18 protein-coding genes are annotated in these 15,819 nt (G+C 68.9%); 10 read left to right on the plus strand and 8 right to left on the minus strand.

The genetic code is table 11. From position 1 onward, the window contains the following. From WEB29_11280 to WEB29_11300, 5 genes are all read left to right on the plus strand, one after another. Positions 1-750, plus strand: coding sequence for a phosphatase PAP2 family protein (locus WEB29_11280; GenBank protein ID MEX2137512.1), 750 nt, complete (start codon positions 1-3; stop codon positions 748-750). 3 nt (positions 751-753) lie between these two features. Then, positions 754-1,428, plus strand: a complete 675-nt coding sequence (locus WEB29_11285) for a DedA family protein (protein ID MEX2137513.1) — start codon at positions 754-756, stop codon at positions 1,426-1,428. A gap of 653 nt (positions 1,429-2,081) precedes the next feature. Continuing rightward, on the plus strand, positions 2,082-2,876 hold the full coding sequence (locus tag WEB29_11290; protein ID MEX2137514.1) for an ABC transporter ATP-binding protein: 795 nt from the start codon (positions 2,082-2,084) through the stop codon (positions 2,874-2,876). After that, positions 2,873-3,616 (plus strand): ABC transporter permease, encoded by a 744-nt coding sequence (locus WEB29_11295; GenBank protein MEX2137515.1) that lies wholly within the window; start codon positions 2,873-2,875, stop codon positions 3,614-3,616. The genes WEB29_11290 and WEB29_11295 overlap by 4 nt, the downstream gene beginning before the upstream one ends. Positions 3,617-3,629: 13 nt before the next feature. Beyond that, on the plus strand, positions 3,630-4,601 hold the full coding sequence (locus tag WEB29_11300; GenBank protein ID MEX2137516.1) for an ABC transporter substrate-binding protein: 972 nt from the start codon (positions 3,630-3,632) through the stop codon (positions 4,599-4,601). A gap of 4 nt (positions 4,602-4,605) precedes the next feature. Here WEB29_11300 and WEB29_11305 read toward each other — a convergent pair whose 3' ends face one another. Both WEB29_11305 and WEB29_11310 read right to left on the minus strand, forming a co-directional pair. Then, positions 4,606-5,520 (minus strand): bifunctional 5,10-methylenetetrahydrofolate dehydrogenase/5,10-methenyltetrahydrofolate cyclohydrolase, encoded by a 915-nt coding sequence (locus WEB29_11305; protein MEX2137517.1) that lies wholly within the window; start codon positions 5,518-5,520, stop codon positions 4,606-4,608. Beyond that, positions 5,517-6,167, minus strand: coding sequence for a cyclodeaminase/cyclohydrolase family protein (locus WEB29_11310; GenBank protein ID MEX2137518.1), 651 nt, complete (start codon positions 6,165-6,167; stop codon positions 5,517-5,519). The genes WEB29_11305 and WEB29_11310 overlap by 4 nt, the downstream gene beginning before the upstream one ends. 90 nt (positions 6,168-6,257) lie before the next feature. Between WEB29_11310 and WEB29_11315 the strand changes: the two genes are divergently transcribed. After that, positions 6,258-7,106, plus strand: coding sequence for a formyltransferase family protein (locus WEB29_11315; protein MEX2137519.1), 849 nt, complete (start codon positions 6,258-6,260; stop codon positions 7,104-7,106). A 6-nt stretch (positions 7,107-7,112) separates the two neighbouring features. Here the strand turns inward: WEB29_11315 and WEB29_11320 are convergent, their stop codons facing one another. The 3 genes from WEB29_11320 to lexA form a co-directional block, all read right to left on the minus strand. Beyond that, positions 7,113-7,373, minus strand: coding sequence for a hypothetical protein (locus WEB29_11320; protein ID MEX2137520.1), 261 nt, complete (start codon positions 7,371-7,373; stop codon positions 7,113-7,115). An 87-nt stretch (positions 7,374-7,460) separates the two neighbouring features. Beyond that, positions 7,461-8,672, minus strand: a complete 1,212-nt coding sequence (dinB, locus tag WEB29_11325) for a DNA polymerase IV (protein ID MEX2137521.1) — start codon at positions 8,670-8,672, stop codon at positions 7,461-7,463. Positions 8,673-8,684: 12 nt separating this feature from the next. Next, positions 8,685-9,368, minus strand: coding sequence for a transcriptional repressor LexA (gene lexA / locus WEB29_11330; protein ID MEX2137522.1), 684 nt, complete (start codon positions 9,366-9,368; stop codon positions 8,685-8,687). Positions 9,369-9,508: 140 nt separating this feature from the next. On the opposite strand from lexA, the gene WEB29_11335 reads away from it, so the two are divergent. The 3 genes from WEB29_11335 to WEB29_11345 all read left to right on the plus strand — a co-directional run bounded on the left by WEB29_11335 (position 9,509) and on the right by WEB29_11345 (position 13,431). Then, positions 9,509-10,072, plus strand: a complete 564-nt coding sequence (locus WEB29_11335) for a YkvA family protein (GenBank protein MEX2137523.1) — start codon at positions 9,509-9,511, stop codon at positions 10,070-10,072. Between the two features lie 25 nt (positions 10,073-10,097). Further along, the gene (gene rplI, locus WEB29_11340; GenBank protein MEX2137524.1) at positions 10,098-10,547 is read left to right on the plus strand and encodes a 50S ribosomal protein L9; all 450 of its coding nucleotides are present in this window, start codon (positions 10,098-10,100) and stop codon (positions 10,545-10,547) included. Positions 10,548-10,779: 232 nt separating this feature from the next. Further along, complete coding sequence (locus tag WEB29_11345; GenBank protein MEX2137525.1) at positions 10,780-13,431, plus strand: replicative DNA helicase; 2,652 nt, start codon at positions 10,780-10,782, stop codon at positions 13,429-13,431. Between the two features lie 4 nt (positions 13,432-13,435). On the opposite strand, the gene WEB29_11350 is transcribed toward WEB29_11345, so the two are convergent. The 3 genes from WEB29_11350 to WEB29_11360 form a co-directional block, all read right to left on the minus strand. Further along, entirely contained in the window at positions 13,436-13,885 is a 450-nt protein-coding gene (locus tag WEB29_11350) for a plastocyanin/azurin family copper-binding protein (GenBank protein ID MEX2137526.1), read from the minus strand. A gap of 122 nt (positions 13,886-14,007) precedes the next feature. Beyond that, the gene (locus WEB29_11355) at positions 14,008-14,859 is read right to left on the minus strand and encodes a hypothetical protein (GenBank protein MEX2137527.1); all 852 of its coding nucleotides are present in this window, start codon (positions 14,857-14,859) and stop codon (positions 14,008-14,010) included. After that, on the minus strand, positions 14,856-15,236 hold the full coding sequence (locus WEB29_11360; GenBank protein ID MEX2137528.1) for a hypothetical protein: 381 nt from the start codon (positions 15,234-15,236) through the stop codon (positions 14,856-14,858). The genes WEB29_11355 and WEB29_11360 overlap by 4 nt, the downstream gene beginning before the upstream one ends. A 213-nt stretch (positions 15,237-15,449) precedes the next feature. Here WEB29_11360 and WEB29_11365 point away from each other — a divergent pair, with 213 nt between their 5' ends. Further along, positions 15,450-15,758, plus strand: coding sequence for a zinc-ribbon domain containing protein (locus tag WEB29_11365; GenBank protein MEX2137529.1), 309 nt, complete (start codon positions 15,450-15,452; stop codon positions 15,756-15,758). Positions 15,759-15,819 lie beyond the last annotated feature (61 nt).

The following is a 15,819-nucleotide window of genomic DNA, read 5'->3' on the forward strand; positions in this document are numbered from 1 at the left end:
GTGCGACGAGCCCCGGACCCCACGAGCCGTTCGATCGCGGCCGCCGAGGCCCCGGATCCTGGCAGCGCGGTTCCCAGTCCCGCCTTCGCGTTCCTGCTGGCGCTGATCGCGCTGCCGAGCCTCTTCTGGCTGGTCACGTTCAAGCGTCTCACCGACCACACGGTGCCGGAAGACTGGCTGATGATGGAGGTCGTCCTGCCCGTCCAGCACTGGGTCATGACCACCGCGCCGCCGCTCGACGCGCTGCTGGTCGGGATCAGCGGCCTTGGCTCCGGCTGGTTCGTGGGCCTTGTCTTCGGGGTCGCCGGTGTGGTGGCGGTGTGGCGGGGCCGGACCGATCTTGCCCTCCTGCTGGCGGCCGGGACGCTCGCCTTCCCGATCGAGTGGGCGCTGAAGTACTTCACCGCCATCCCGGAGATCAGCCTGGCGACGCTGGGGAACGCGATGTTCAACATTGGGGGTATCGGTCTGGATGACATCGCCGACTTCCCCGCCGGACACGCCCTGCGCGCCACCGTCTTCTACGGCCTGCTCGCGTTCTGCGTGGCGCGGGTCAGCCTGGATCGGCGGCGCGGCATGATCGCCTATGGCGCGGCGATTGGCCTGATCGGCGCCATCAGCCTGATTCGCCTCTATCTCGGGGCCCACTACCCGATCGACCTGCTCGGCGGCTGGATGGCGGGCGGCGCACTGCTGGCGGTGATCGTGGCGGTCTACTCCCTGGCGGTGGACTACCGAGTCCCCGCCTGACCGATGCTCGACTTCATCGATCGGACCATCATCCCCTTCTTCCTGGGCCTGTACGACGCGGTCGGCTACCTGGGGGTGGCGATCGCCATCGCGCTGGAGACCTTTGTGCCGATCATCCCGTCCGAGGTGATCGTGCCGATGGCCGGCTGGAAGGTGAGCCAGTCTGCGTCCGATCCCTCGATCCTCGAACCGCTGACCAATGCGCCGTGGAGCTGGCTGATCGTGCTGGTGATTGCCACTGTCGGGGCGGTGCTGGGGTCGCTGGCGGGCTACTTGATCGGTGCCTGGGGCGGGCGACCCCTGCTGGACCGATGGGGACGCTACGTCCACATCAAGCCCGATGACCTCGATCGCGCCGACGCGTGGTTTGCGCGCTACGGGGATCGGGCGGTGTTCTTCGCTCGACTGGTGCCGCTGCTGCGGGCCTTGATCAACTACCCCGCCGGGGTGGCCCGCATGCCCGTCGGCCGCTTCCTGCTCTTCAGCGCGCTGGGGTCGTTGCCCTGGAACGCAGGTCTGCTGCTCGGCGGCTACCTGCTCGGGGAAAACTACAAGCGACTGTACGAGGCGGTGCGCCCGTTCGAGCTCGTTATCTACGTCATCGTGGTGGTGGGCATGGTGTATGTCATCTACCGCTGGCTGCGGGCTCGAGGGGGGACCGACCAGGTCATTGCGTGATCCGCGGTGCGCGGGGGTTAACGGGCGAGCTTGGCCTCCCGTCGCGACCGCGACTTCGCCCGGCTAATTCTCTGACGCGGGGGCTTATGCCCAATCATGGGCGCAGATTCGGCGGACGGCGCCTTCAATTCTCGGGCTGTGAGGAATGACTAGACCTGCATCCCTTGCGCGGCACATTGCTCTCCGAGGGCGAGAAATAGGCGTGGACGTTGGGGGGCTGCACCTGGCTGCTTGACCGCCAGGTGCGCAGCGTGCACGCTGGCGTCAACTGAACGATTCATCGCCTTCGGGGCGGGGTGAAAGTCCCCACCGGCGGTCGGCTCGCTGAGGCGAGCCAGCCCGCGAACCCCATCAGGCCCTGACGCCGAGGAGCGGCTGACGGGGCGAACCTGACGGGGCCGACCTGACCCGGCGAGCGCAAAGCTCGCAGGCAGACAGGGCCGACGGTCACAGTCCGGATGGGAGAAGGCGACCGCGAGGCGCTCTCCGACGCATCGACGAAGCCGATGGCGCGCGCGTGCGCGCCCGACGCACGTCGAGCCACGAGAGCCCGCGGCCGAGCCCCGCGCGCGATGCCAGGACGGCGTCAGCGGGAGCGAACGATGATCAGCGAGGCGGCGACGAAACCGGCGGAGGCGCCGATGCCTTCCGGCATGCCCGTCCGCCTCGAGGGCGTGAGCGTCCAGTTCCCCGAGGCATCGGGCATGGTTGAGGCGCTGCGAGACCTCACCCTCGGCATCCCTGCGGGCAGCCTGACCGTGATCATCGGTCCCAATGGCTGCGGCAAGAGCACCCTCCTGCGAGTCATTGCCGGGCTGTTGCCACCAGCCGCCGGCCGAGTTCTGATCGGCGAGGGATCAGCCGCCGGGCCGCGAGCCGGTGACGGGCGGGTCGGCCTTGCGTTCCAGCAGCCGCGCCTGCTGCCGTGGCTGTCGACCCTCGACAACGTCACGCTGCCGCTCACCCTGGCCGGCGCCCCGGCCGTCGAAGCAAGGCAACGCGCGCAAGAAGCACTCGAACGCGTGGGGCTGGCGGAGGCTGCGGAGCTTCGGCCGGCGCAGCTCTCGGGCGGGATGGCACAGCGAGCGGGACTGGCTCGAGCCCTGATCACCGACCCGCCGATCCTCCTGCTGGACGAGCCGTTCAGCGCGCTCGACGCCCTCACCCGCGAGGGATTCGACGGCGAGCTGCAGCGCCTCTGGATGGACCGCCCGCGAACGGTGGTCCTGGTGACGCACTCCGTGAGCGAAGCGGTCCGCATGGCCGATCGAATCGTGGTCATGACAGCGCGACCGGGCAGAGTGGCCCAGATCATCCCGGTCGAGCTGCCACGGCCGCGGCCAGCGACGCTCTCCGGAGACCCAGCGGCCGCGAGCATCGACGCCGCGACCCGCACAGCGCTGGCGGAGGTCCATCCGCCGGAGCTGACGCCGTGGCTCGATCGATGAGAAGCCTCGCCACGACTCTCATCTCGCTCGCAGCCTTCCTGGTTGCCTGGAAGGTGCTCACCGTCGTGACCGGCACGCCCGACTACATCCTCCCCGCGCCCGAGGTGGTGGCTGAGCGCGCCGTGCGCGCCATCGGCTCAGGACTGCTCTGGGAGCACACCGCCGTGACCCTCTCCGAGATCCTGCTGGGTCTCGTGGTCGGAGCTGCGTCAGCGATCGCCGTGGGAACCGCCCTGGGCAAGAGCGTGGTGATCGAGCGGGTCCTCTCGCCGTATATCGTCGCGGCCCAGTCGGTGCCGATCCTGGCGCTGGCCCCGCTGCTCGACATCTGGTTCGGCGGCGGCCTCTTGGCGCGAGTGCTGATCTGCGCCCTTATCGTCTTCTTCCCGATCGCCATCGCCACGATGGTCGGCATCCGCTCGGCCGATCCGTTGCTGGTCGAGCTGTTCCGTTCGCTGGGCGCGACAGCGGGCCAGCGGACCACCCGGCTGGAGATTCCCTCAGCCCTCCCCGTCATCTTCGGCGGCCTGCGGGTGGGAGTGACCCTGGCCGTCATCGGCGCCGTCGTGGCCGAATGGGCTGGTGCCGGCAGCGGCCTCGGCGTCCTGATCAACATTGCCGACCAGGGGCTCTTCGACACCCCTCTCATGTTCGTCGCTCTCGCCACCCTTGCGATCATCGGCATCGGCCTGCACGGGCTGGTCGTGCTAGTCGAGCGCCGTCTCGTCGTGCAACCGTAAGAAAGGAAGACCGATGTCTCCGCGCCGCCTCCTCCTGCCGCTGATCGTCCTGATGCTGGTCGCCTGCCAGAACGCGGGTACGTCCTCGCCATCCGTGGCCCTCAGACCGGTCACGCTGCTGCTCGGCTTCCGGCCTGACGTGCAGTTCGCCCCCTTCTACCTCGCCCAGCGGGCCGGCTACTTCGCGGATGCGGGCCTGGACGTGAGCATCGAGTTCAAGGACGCGAGTGACGTTCTCGTCCTGGTGGCCGATGGACAGGCCGAGTTCGGGGTGGCCGACGCCACTGACGTCATGATCGGCCGAACTTCGGGCATCCCCGTGAAGTACATCTCCACGCTGTACGACCACTTCCCGGTGGCCCTCATCGGACCTCGCGGCTCCGTGCCCTCCGAACCGGCCGAGCTAGCCGGCATGCGAATCGGCACACCGGGAGAGTTTGGCTCGTCGTGGCACGCGCTCCTGGCACTTCTCGACGCCGGCGGAATGACTCCCGACGACGTGGTGATCCGCGGCTACCCGCAGTTCAACCAGGTCCAGGGGCTGCTGAACGGGGACGTCGACATGATCACCGGCTTCCGCAATAACGAGCCGCTGCGCCTCGAGGGCGAAGGGATGGCGGTCGATTTGCTGACCCTGGACGACCTCGCTCCGCTGCCCGGCCCGGGGCTGATCGCGGGGGACGATCTCCTCGCCAGCGACCCGGCCTTGGCGACCGAGTTCGCCAGGGCGATCATTCGTGCGCTAGTGGCCATTGCCGCGAACCCGGAGGTGGGACTGGATGCGGCCGTCGCTGCGGTGCCGGCGATCGGCGAGGACCGGGCGACGGCGTTCGCCGTGCTGGAGGCGACCGTGGAGCTCTGGAGTCAGGACGGGGCGATCGACACGTCGGTCTGGACGAGCGGCTACGAAACGATGCTGCGACTCGGCTTCATCGACGGCTCGGTGCCGCTCGATGACATGATCGAGGCCATCGCCTCGCCCTGATCGATCAGCGATCCGATTTGGTCGGAGCTCGCTCCGGGAGGGCGTATCGGTCGAGTGCGGGCTCGTCGGATGACTCGGCCCGCTCAGCGGCATCGACCGTCTGCTGCAAAAGCATCATGGTCGTGACCGGGCCAACCCCACCCGGCACGGGGGTGATGGCGCTGACCACCGGCCGCACCGCGGCGAAGTCGACGTCGCCCACGATCCCGTCCGGCGTGGTGTTGATGCCGCAGTCGATCACCACCGCCGAGCGATTCACCATCTCGGCTCGAACCAGGTGCGGCACGCCGGCGGCGACCACCAGGATCTCCGCTCGTCGCGTCTCGCGGGCCAGGTTGCGGGTCCGGCGATGGCAGATCTGCACGGTCGCGTCGGCGGCCAGCAACAGGGCCGCGGCGGGCCGTCCCACGACCGCGGAGCGACCGACCACCACGGCGCGCTTGCCCGCGATCGGGATCCCATAGCTGCGCAGGATGGCCATCACCGCCAGCGCCGTGGCCGGCACGAAGGTCCGCTCGCCGCGCGCGATGCGGCCGGCATTGAGCGGCGTGGCGCCGTCCACATCCTTCACCGGGTCGATCAACTCCACCACGGCTGCCGCGTCGAGGTGGGCAGGCACCGGCTGGGCGATCACGATGCCGGCGATGCTCGGGTCGCGGCTCAGGGCGCCGATGCGCGCTGAAAGGTCGGAGAGCGCCACCCCCTCCGGCGGGGCGATCTCGAACGCGTCGACGCCCACGCTGCGAGCCGCGCGCCACACGCTCGCCGCATAGACCGCGGACGGGCCCCGTGCGTCGAGCCGGACGATCGCCAGGCGAGGCGTGGCCCCCGTCCGCTCATGCAGTTCGGCGATGCGGTCCGAGAGGTCGCGCCACAGGCGGGATGCGACGGTCCGGCCGTCGAGGATCTTGGCCGTCATTTGGCCGCCAGCCGCTCGTCCACGGCAGCCAGCGCCGCCTGCTCGCCCGTCGTGGCCAACGCCTCGAGACGTGCGATCTCGGCGGGCGCCGACTCGCGCAACGGGTCGTCATCGGCGAGGTAGGGAAGGTTGATGCGGACGTTGAGGAGCGCGCCGCGCAGCCCCGCCGCGGCCAGCTGGGCGGCCACACCCGCATCGCTGGCCGCGTTGCGATTCCCAATCGGTGCGATCCGCTCGGCCAGGTCGAGGACCTCCGAGGCGACCACCGCGGCACGCAAGGGGATTCGTGCCGCTTCCGTCATGGCCCCCTGCAGGGCGCCGGTACGTGCCGTGCGCTCCGCCTCCGAGTCCTTCGGCATGTGGCGAGCGCGGACAACTGCGTCGTAGGCAGTGGCGTCCTCCTGGGCCAGGCTGAGCAGCTCGGCCTTGCGGTCCAGGGCATCGAAGCGCAGGTGCCTGACGGTCGCTTCGTGTTCGGCGTAGGCCGGACGGCCGATCGTCAGCTCCGCCACCATCGCGACCAGGGCGGCGCCCATGGCGGCCGTCAGCGCGGCGGCGCTGCCGCCACCGGGGACCGGATCGCTGCTCCCCAGGCGCTCAAGAAACTCGTGCAGGGGAAGGTCGGTGAGTTGGGTGGAATCGCCCATCGGCGAGCTGCCTCGTGTGGTCTTCGGACGCCCGCACGGCGCCCGCGGGCGAGCCTTGCCTCGGATTGTACGGGCTAGACTCCGAACCGCATGAAGCAGGTGGGCTGGCGCATCGCGCTCATCACGACCGTGCCGCCCGTGGCCGCGGCATTTGTTCCCACACTGCGCGAGCTCGGCCATGACCCGGTCGCCATCATCAGCGCTCGCCGGCGGCAGCCTACACCGCCCGGTCGCGAGCCGATGGGCGACGAGACCGCGCCCCCTGGCCTCGACGTGCTGCTGGCGCACGACAAGTGGTCGGTCGAGCCGCTCCTGCGCGCCAGCCGCCCGGACCTGGCGCTGTGCTGGGGATTCCCGTGGCGCATTCCGCAGGGGGCGCTGGATGTGCCCCCGCTCGGTTCAGTCAACTGCCACCCCGGCATGCTGCCCCGCCATCGCGGCCCGATCCCGCTGGCCTGGGCCTTCCGCGATGGAGACGCGCAGTTCGGCGTGACCTGGCATCGGATGGACTCGGAGCTCGACACCGGTCCGATCCTGGCCCAGGCCCCGGTGCCGATGCTCGACGACGACTATGGCATCGACGTGGTCGGTCCGCGCATGGGCGCGGTGGCGCTCAGCCTGTTGCCGGAAGTCTTCGCCCGCATCGCGGCCGGCGACCCCGGCGACCCGCAGCCGACCGAGGGGGTCACCTGGGCCGGCCATTTCGGCGAGGACTACGCGACCGTCGACTGGTCCCAGTCTGCGCGACAGATCCACGACCAGGCGCGCGCCTGGGCCTTCACGTTCGGCCTGTCGCCGGTGGTTGGCCCCATCGCCGAACTGGATGGTAAGCGGGTCCGCTTGGTCCGCACATCTCTCAGCGACCCGGGCGGCGACGCTCGGCGCGTTGAAGCCGGCGACGGGCCGCTCTGGATCGTTGAGGCCGAGCCCTTGGACTGAGGCTCCCTACGCTGCCTCGTCGAGTGCGTCCACGAACCAGCGCCGGCGCCGTCCATCGAACACGACCGAAGCCTGGCCCGCATCGGTCTCGACCAGGTAGGTGATGCGCGGGCCGCGATCAGCGGGGTAGGCCGCGGTCTCGTCGCGCATCACGTCAAGCCCGGTTACGGTCAGCTGTCGGCCACCGACCCGGACGGTCGAGGGCCTTGCGAGTCGCCGGTCCCACTGCACGCGTGCCGGGGTCGGCGTGATCTTGGTGAGCGCCATCGGTTCCACAACTCCTTCACGCCGCCTGCCGCAGGCACCGAACAGGCGTTCTATTAGGCGGCAGCATACGAACAGGTGTTCGACTTGTCAAGGGTCCGGGTCGGGTGGCAGCTCGGGCTTCTCCCCGAAGTCAAAGCGGCGCCGATCCCGGTGCCCGATGAGCCGCGCCCGCGTGATCGCCTTCTCCCCGAACCGTCCGCGCACCGCGTCGATCGAGCGCGTGATGCGATCGGCCTTGTCGGGTTCGTCGAAGAGGGTGAGCTGCTGGACATCGGTCAGATTGATGGCGGTCAGGCCGATGAGGCGCACGGCGCGGTCGCGGACCAGCGTCTTGCGCAGCAGGGCGACGCCGGCGGCATAGATCGGCTCCGATTCGCGGGTCTGGCGTGGCACCGGCATCTGCCGGGTGAGCGTTTCAAACCCCTCGTAGCGGAGCTTGAGCTGCACGGCGCCCGCGGCCAGGTGATGGCTGCGCAGACGGCTCGCCACCGATTCGGCCAGGTCGAGCAGCGTCGCCTCCAGGCGCGCCGGATCGTCGACGTCACGCTCGAACGTCAGCTCATGACCGATGCTCTTGGGTGCCTGCCACGCGACCACGGGCGCCGGGTCGATGCCGCGAGCGCGGAGCGCCAGGTCGTGGCCGTGGCTCCCGAATCGGCGGCGGAGGGTCCCATCGGGCAGCGCCGCCAGCTGCCCGATCGTGGTCACGCCATAGTCGGCCAGTGCCTGGCGCGATTGCGGCCCGACGCCCCACAGCCGGCTGACGGGGAGCGGAGCCAGGAACTCTGCCTCACCGCCAGGAGGGACGACGACCAGCGCGTCGGGCTTGCGCAGGTCCGATGCGACCTTGGCGCACAGCTTGTTGGTCGCCACCCCCACACTGACCACCAGTCCGGCCTCTGCGAGCACGCGCTGCTTGAGCGCCCGCCCGATCGTCTCGCCGTCGCCGAACACCTCGCGGCTGGCGGTGACATCCAGGAACGCCTCGTCCAGGCTGATCGGCTCGACCATTGGCGTGTACGAGGCGAAGATCCGCATCACCTGGGTCGAGAGGTCGCGGTAGCGGTCCGGGTGGCCGGGAAGGAAGACGCCGGTAGGGCAGAGTGCAGCCGCGGTGCGGATGGGCATGGCGGAGTGGACGCCGAACTTGCGCGCCTCGTACGAGGCGGCCATCACCACGCCCCGCGTTCCGCGATCGCCGCCCACGATCACCGGTTTGCCGCGCAGGGACGGGTTGTCGAGCACCTCGACGCTCGCGTAGAAGGCGTCGAGATCGGCGTGGAGGATGGTGCGAGTCATCGCCCCCCGAGCCTACGTCAGCTTGCGGATGACCCCGACCACCTTGCCCTGGATCTGGACCTCGGTGGCGTAGATCGGCTCCATCTCGGCATTCGCCGGCTGCAGTCGAATGCGGTCCTTCTCGCGATAGAAGCGCTTGAGCGTGACCCCATTGTCCTCGAGCAGGGCCACGACGATGTCGCCGTCGTGGGCGGTTGCCTGGGGCTGGACCACGACGTAATCGCCGTCGTCGATGAGGTCGTCGATCATGCTCTTGCCGCGCACGCGAAGGACGTACGAGTCGTCGCGCGCCTGCAGCGAGCGGGGGACATCGAGCGTCTCGGCGCCCTCCGCGTAGGCCTCGATCGGCTGGCCGGCGGCGATCTCGCCGACCACCGGGAGGGCCAGGCGATCGCGCTCCATCCGCATCCGGAACGGCGTGACCCGGCTCCGTTCGGCCGGTACCGGGCGGCGAGCGGGTAGACCCAGCTCGGCTTCAGCGCGAACCGTCAGTCGCAGGGCGCGCGATGAGTGGGAGCCGCGCTCGACCATCCCGTCGCGCTCGAGGGCGGTCAGGTGGTGGTGCACAGCCGATGGCGAGGCAAGGCCGACCGCCTCGGCAATCTCTCGCACGCTGGGCGGATAGCCGCGCTCCGCGACGATGCGGGCGATGCTCTCGAGGATCTTCCTGCGGCGCTCGGCGTCATGCTTTGTCACCGGCGACTCCTTGGTAGGGCGTTACCCGCGACAGTACCAGAACAGGCGTTCTAATGTCAATGGGCTTTGGCCCACGAAACCTGAAATCTGGCGGCTCTGATACCATCGGGGCCCACCTGGACCGGAACCGGAGAATCACCGTGAAGCTATCCGGCCAACTGCGCTATGCGCGCATGGCACGCCTGATCTGGAAGCTCCCGATGTACGCGCGCGTCATCTGGGGACTCGTCCGCGACCCGCGCACGCCCCTCCCCCTCAAGGGTCTGCTGGGAGCCGCGCTCGTCTACCTGGTGATGCCCTTTGACCTGATCCCGGACGCCATCCCGATCCTCGGCCAGGCCGATGACCTGACGGTCCTGATGCTGGTGCTGGACCTGTTCATCGCCAATGCGCCGGCACAGGTTCGCAAGGATCACCTGGACCGCGCGAAGAACGGCACCGCCGACCTCGACAAGGACCTGGCGCGACTCCGCTCGCTGATGGGCCATCGCTACGACGAGATCCGCGACAACCTGCCGGAGCTGCTCGAGCGCTACAGCGATCTGCGGGATCCACGCGCGGTCAAGAGCCTCCTCGCGCGGCTGAGGATCTCGCGACGCGGCAACCCCGCGGAGCGTGAGGGGGCCACTGCCGACCCAGAGTCAGCCGACGACCAATGGCAGCTCCAGGTTGCCGCTGGACGTGGCGAGCCAAAGCTCAACTGACCAGCGGAAAGGGACGACAGACGGCATGAAGGTGATCTTGAAGCGCGATGTGAAGGGGCTCGGTCACGCCGGCGACGTGAAGGAGGTCAAGAACGGCTACGCGCGCAACCTCCTCTTCCCGACCGGTGCAGCGGCCCTCGCCGACGCCGGAGCGCTCGCCAACTGGGAGCGCCACCGTGGCGAGCGCGAGGCTCGCGAGCAGGGTCTCCGCGCCGAGGCCGAGGCCACGGCCGAGCGGCTGCGCTCCATGAAGCTCGAGGTCGCGGTCAAGTCCGGCGAGAAGAATCGCCTCTTCGGATCGGTCACCAACCGCGAGATTGCCGAGCTGATTGCCAAGGAGGGGATCGAGGTTGATCGGCACGACATCCACCTCCGCTCGCCGATCAAGATGCTCGGCGACTTCAAGATCGACGTGCGGCTGATGCCCGGCGTCGAGGCCGAGATGACGGTCAGCGTGGTGCCACTCCAGGGCTGACGAGTTCCCGCGAGCCGCCGCTCGGCGAGGGCAGGGCCGGGACAGACTAGGTGTCGCGGCCGAGGGCTTGACTGGCATCATCCACGCAGCTGGTGTGCCACGTGAACAGCTCTCGCGCGTCGCCGATGTCCACAGCCTGTCCCCACCCGCGTTTCGGTTTGGTGGGTAAGTCGGTGGACAACCGTGCCCTTCCCACGTGCTGTGCCGGTAGGGTCTGGACCATGCCTCGCCAATGCCTCGCCGTGCCTGCCTGCGTGGCGAGCCGATGAGCATCGACAAGCTGGCACCACAGGCGGTCGAGGCCGAGCAGAGCGTCCTCGGCTCGATCCTGATCGATCCTGAGGCGATCCTCAAGGTCGCCGACTTCCTTCATCCGCCCGACTTCTACCGCCAGCAGCACTCCGACATCTACGAGGCCATGCTCGGCCTGCATGGCCAGCGTGAGCCGATCGACCTGGTGACGCTGGGGGACGAGCTGGCGCGTCGGGATCGGCTGGAACCGATCGGCGGCCCGGCCTACCTGGCCAGCCTGATGAACATGGTCCCCACCGCCGTCCACGTGGAGCACTACGGCCGGATCGTCGAGCGCAAGGCGGTGCTCCGCAACCTGATCGGCGCGGCCGGCAAGATCGCCGCTGTCGGCTACGAGGAGGCCAACGACGCGGAGGCCGCCATCGACCGGGCCGAGGGGATCCTGTTCGAGATCAGCCAGCGCCGCACAGTTGGCGGATTCGAATCCCTCGCCACGCTGCTGGGCCAGGCCTACGACCGCCTCGAGTACCTGCACGAGCATCGGGGCCAGATCCTGGGCATCCCGAGCGGGCTCTCGCAGCTGGATGCGCTGCTGGGTGGCTTCCAGCCGTCCGACCTGATCATCCTCGCCGCCCGGCCGAGCGTCGGGAAGACGAGCATGGCGCTGAATATCGCACAGCACGCGGCGGTGCACGAGGGAAAAAAGGTCGGCGTCTTCTCGCTGGAGATGAGCAAGGAGCAGCTCGCGCTGCGCCTCCTCTCGGCCGAGTCGGGGATCAACCCGCGACCCCTGCAGAGCGGCTTCGTGGACGAGACCGACTGGAGCAAGATCGCCCAGGTCATGAACTCGATGCACGCGGCGCCGATGTGGATCGACGACTCGCCGGTGCTCACCGTCCTGGAGCTGCGGACCAAGGCCCGTCGCCTGGAGGCGGAGCAGCGCGGGCTCGATCTGCTGATCGTCGACTACCTGCAGCTGATGCAAGGGGGCTACTCGCAACGGGAGCCGAACCGGGTCCAGGAGGTGAGCGAGATCAGCCGAGGCCTGAAGCAGCTGTCGCGGGAGCTGAAGGTGCCGGTGATCGCCCTCTCCCAGCTGTCACGCGGCGTCGAGCAGCGAGGCAGTGCCGAGCCACGCCTCTCCGACCTGAGGGAGTCGGGCTGCCTGACAGCGGACACCCGGATCCTTCGCGCCGATACGGGGGCTTCGGAGTCTCTCGGCGAGCTGCTGGCCCGCGGCGAGCGAAACGTCCCCGTCTGGTCTGTCACCGACAACCTGCGATTGGTGCGCCGCACCATGACGCATGTCTTTCCCAGCGGCATGAAACCGACCTACCGTTTGCGACTTGCCTCCGGTCGCGAGGTGAAGGCCAGCGGCAACCACCCATTCCTGACCATGGACGGCTGGGCCGCCCTCGATGATCTGCGGGTGGGAAGCCGGGTGGCTGTGCCGCGCCGCGTCAGCGCTCCGGCGTCGGTGCGCGAGTGGCCGGCAGCCGAGGTCGTGATGCTCGCGCACCTGATCGGGGATGGGACCGTTGCCAGCCATCAGCCGATCCACTACACCAGTGCCGACGAGGAAAATCTCCGGGCCGTGGCCGACGCCGCATCTCACTTCGGAGTCACGCACCGGCGGGTGAAGCAGGGCAGCTGGACTCACATCTACCTGCCATCGCCATACCCGCTCGCGCGCGGCCGTCACAACCCCATCGCTGCGTGGCTGACCGGCCTCAACCTCTATGGCCTGCGGGCGCATGAGAAGTTCCTGCCGCCGCAGGTCTTCGGCCTGCCGGACACACAGGTACGCCTCTTCCTGCGCCACCTGTGGGCGACCGATGGGTCGGTCACCACCGCGCGCGGCGGAGCAGTCAGGATCTACTACGCCACCACGAGCCGACCGCTCGCCGAGGACGTGCAGGCTCTGTTGCTCCGGGTTGACCTGCGTGCGCGGCTGCGATCCGTGCCAGCGACGCGCGGTCGTTTCGGCTACACCGTCGATGTATCGGGGGTCTCCGATCAGCGGAGGTTCCTGGAGGAGATCGGTGTCCACGGGGCGCGGGCGGAGAGTTGCCGGTCGGCCCTGGTCCGACTGCGCGGTGTGGCCTCGAACCCCAACGTCGACACCATCCCGCTGCAGGTCTGGCGTTCAGTCCGCCTGGCAATGAACGGACGCGGTCTGTCCGAGCGAGCGCTGCAGGTGGCAGTCGGGTCGTCCTACGCGGGCAGTTCTTTCTACCGCCACGCACCGAGTCGCCCACGGTTGGCGAAGCTGGCGGAGGTTCTCGAGGACCCGGGGCTGCAAGACCTGGACACTGGCGATCTGTTCTGGGATCGGGTGGTGGCCATCGAGCCGCTCGGGCAGGAGATGGTCTACGACGCCACGGTGCCCGACACGAACAACTTCATCGCCGACGGCATCGTCGTCCACAACTCCATAGAGCAGGATGCGGACGTTGTGATCTTTCTCTATCGCGACGGCGAGGCGAACGCGAACAGCGACGTGGAATTGATCAAGGCCAAGGTGGCCAAGCACCGCAACGGCCCGATCGGGGAGGTCCCGCTGCAGTTCCGCAAGACAAACACGCGCTTCTACACGATGGCCGCCCGGGAGACCGAGGCCGTTACCTACTAGGCCCCTACGGCTCGACGACCACCACGGCGTGCATCCCAGCCTCCCAGTGGCCCGGAAGGTGGCAGCCGAGCAGGATCTCGGCGGCCGTGTCGAAGCGGTAGCTGACCACACCGGTTTCGCGCGGCGCCAGGAAGATCCCGTACCCGGCGTGGCGCACCTGTGGCTGAGCGCTCGCCGCCGCGGCCATGTGCATGGCGGCGTGCGCCAGCTGATCGGCCTCCGTGCCGATGAAGAGCTCGTGCGCGATGTCATCCGGGTTGGTGACCACGAACGCCACCAGCTCGCCGGCTCGGACCTCGACGCGGTCGGGGATGAAGTGCATCCCTTCCATCGAAAGCTCCACCACGCGATCGGTGCCGGCCGGCACATCGCGCCGGGCGGCGCTCGGCGAGCAAGCGACCAGGAGCAGCGCCAGCCCGACGATCGTGAATCCCTTCCAGGCGGTTGAGGCCATCGGCTCACCCTCTGCGGCGAATTGGCTTAGGCGTACCACCGGGCGGCACGGCTGTCACGAGGCGAACGGCCCGAATCGAGCGGGTCGATCGGTGCCAAATGGCACTTGCAGGCGAGTTCCGCTCAGCGACACTCCCAGCTGAGCTCGCCGCTCAGGCTTGCCGGCCAGGCTGGGTCCGGCGTCGTCTCCATCGGCACATCGGAAAACGCCAGACGGCCGCTGAGGCCAAGGTAGGCGATCTCCTCGATCGTCACCAGATCCGTCCAGCCGATGGTGCGTCCGGAGGTGGCGGCCATGAGGGCCGCGATCGGCACCGATTGGGCGGGAGACGGGGCGGCGATGTGAACGCTCAACATCAGGTGCACCTCGTCGCCGGCCCGTGGATCGCCTAGCAGGCCGAGAGCGAGGGCCATCGGTTCCCCCTGGAGCAAGCCGACCTTGTCGCTCGCAACGCCTGCGACCGAGCCATCGGCCTCGAAGTCGCACGTCGCGGTGGCGCTGGAGTCCCCGACCCACCCGATCCTCGAAAGCTCGAGGGTGATCTGTCCCACCACCGTCGGAGCGCCAGGTGCATCCTCGGCGAACCATGGTCCACATGACCAGGTGATCTCGCCTGAGAGAGTCGTGGGCCAGGATGGCCCCGGCGCACCCAGCTCCGGGTCGACGCGGATCGGTGCGTCTGCAAATCGGACGCTGCCGCTCGCGCCACCGGAAGACGATTGGATCTCCACCTCGTCGGTGTCCCACATCGGAGCCACCGATCCATCGGGGAAGTGAGCTGCGTCGATGAACAGTGAGACATGGCCCGAGGCGCCCGCCGCCGGCAGGTTGACTGCCGCACGCAAGGCGTTGCCATCCATGTCGCCAAGGCTCAGTGCCGTCACACCTGCGACGTCGGTGCCGGCCACCACTGACTGGCAGTTCGCTCGGCCAGCCGTCGAAGGCTCGAAGGTTGGGACGCCGTCCAGCGTCACGCTTGCCTCGCCCCGGCCTGGAGCACCACCGGCGGGTGATAGCCGATGTCAAGGATCGGGACGGCGGCCCAGCCCCCGGCGCCACCCGCTGCGATGAGCGCTGCTGCAGCGAAGGAATAGCGACTGGCCACCCGTCCACGCCCGGCCGGGCGCAGGGCGTTGCCGACTCCCGCCAGGCCCGCGATGAGCACCAACCCGCCGATCGCGTATGCCAGGTACGCGGCGCCGAACGCCCCGCCAAACCCGCCGAGCGACGACTGGTACGCCGCCTGGTAGCCGAGGAAGGCCCCGATGCCAAGCGGAACCACGGCCAACAGCCACCGCCACACCGTTTGTGGCACTCGTCGGGCGGGCGGCGCAGATGACTGCTCGTTCACGTCGGGATCATCGGCCATCCGACTGCGGCCGCATAGAGGCACGGATTGCACTCTAGGCAGGCCTTGAAGGCGTGTGTATAGTCGGCCGCGCAACGTCCGGTCCACTGCTCAACCCGAGTCCGACCGATCCAGCGCGACGCCGCCGATCAGCCCAGGCCCGAGGAACAGCACCGTACATATCGGCCCGGGCGTGACGATGGAGGGCAGGGGTAGGTGTACGCCGACAAGACGATCAGCTGCCGCGACTGCGGGATGGACTTTGTCTTCTCCGCCGGCGAGCAGCAGTTCTACGCCGAGAAGGGCCTCGTCAACGAGCCTCAGCGCTGTCCGAGTTGCCGCGCAACCGCGAAGCAGAATCGGGCCCTGGGGATCAGCTCGGGTGGCGGTACGGGCCAGCGCGAAATGCACGCCGCGGTGTGCGCCGAGTGCGGTGGACAGGCGCTCGTGCCATTCCTGCCGCGCAATGACCGCCCGGTCTACTGCAGCAGCTGCTTCGACAAGGTGCGTGCCACCCGGACCTGACCCGTCCGACATTCGTCAGGCACGCGCACCGGAACGCCGCCGCCCGAGGGCGTCGTTCGCG

It is taken from the genome of Chloroflexota bacterium (assembly GCA_040902225.1).
Classification (GTDB): Bacteria; Chloroflexota; Limnocylindria; order QHBO01; family QHBO01; genus CF-167.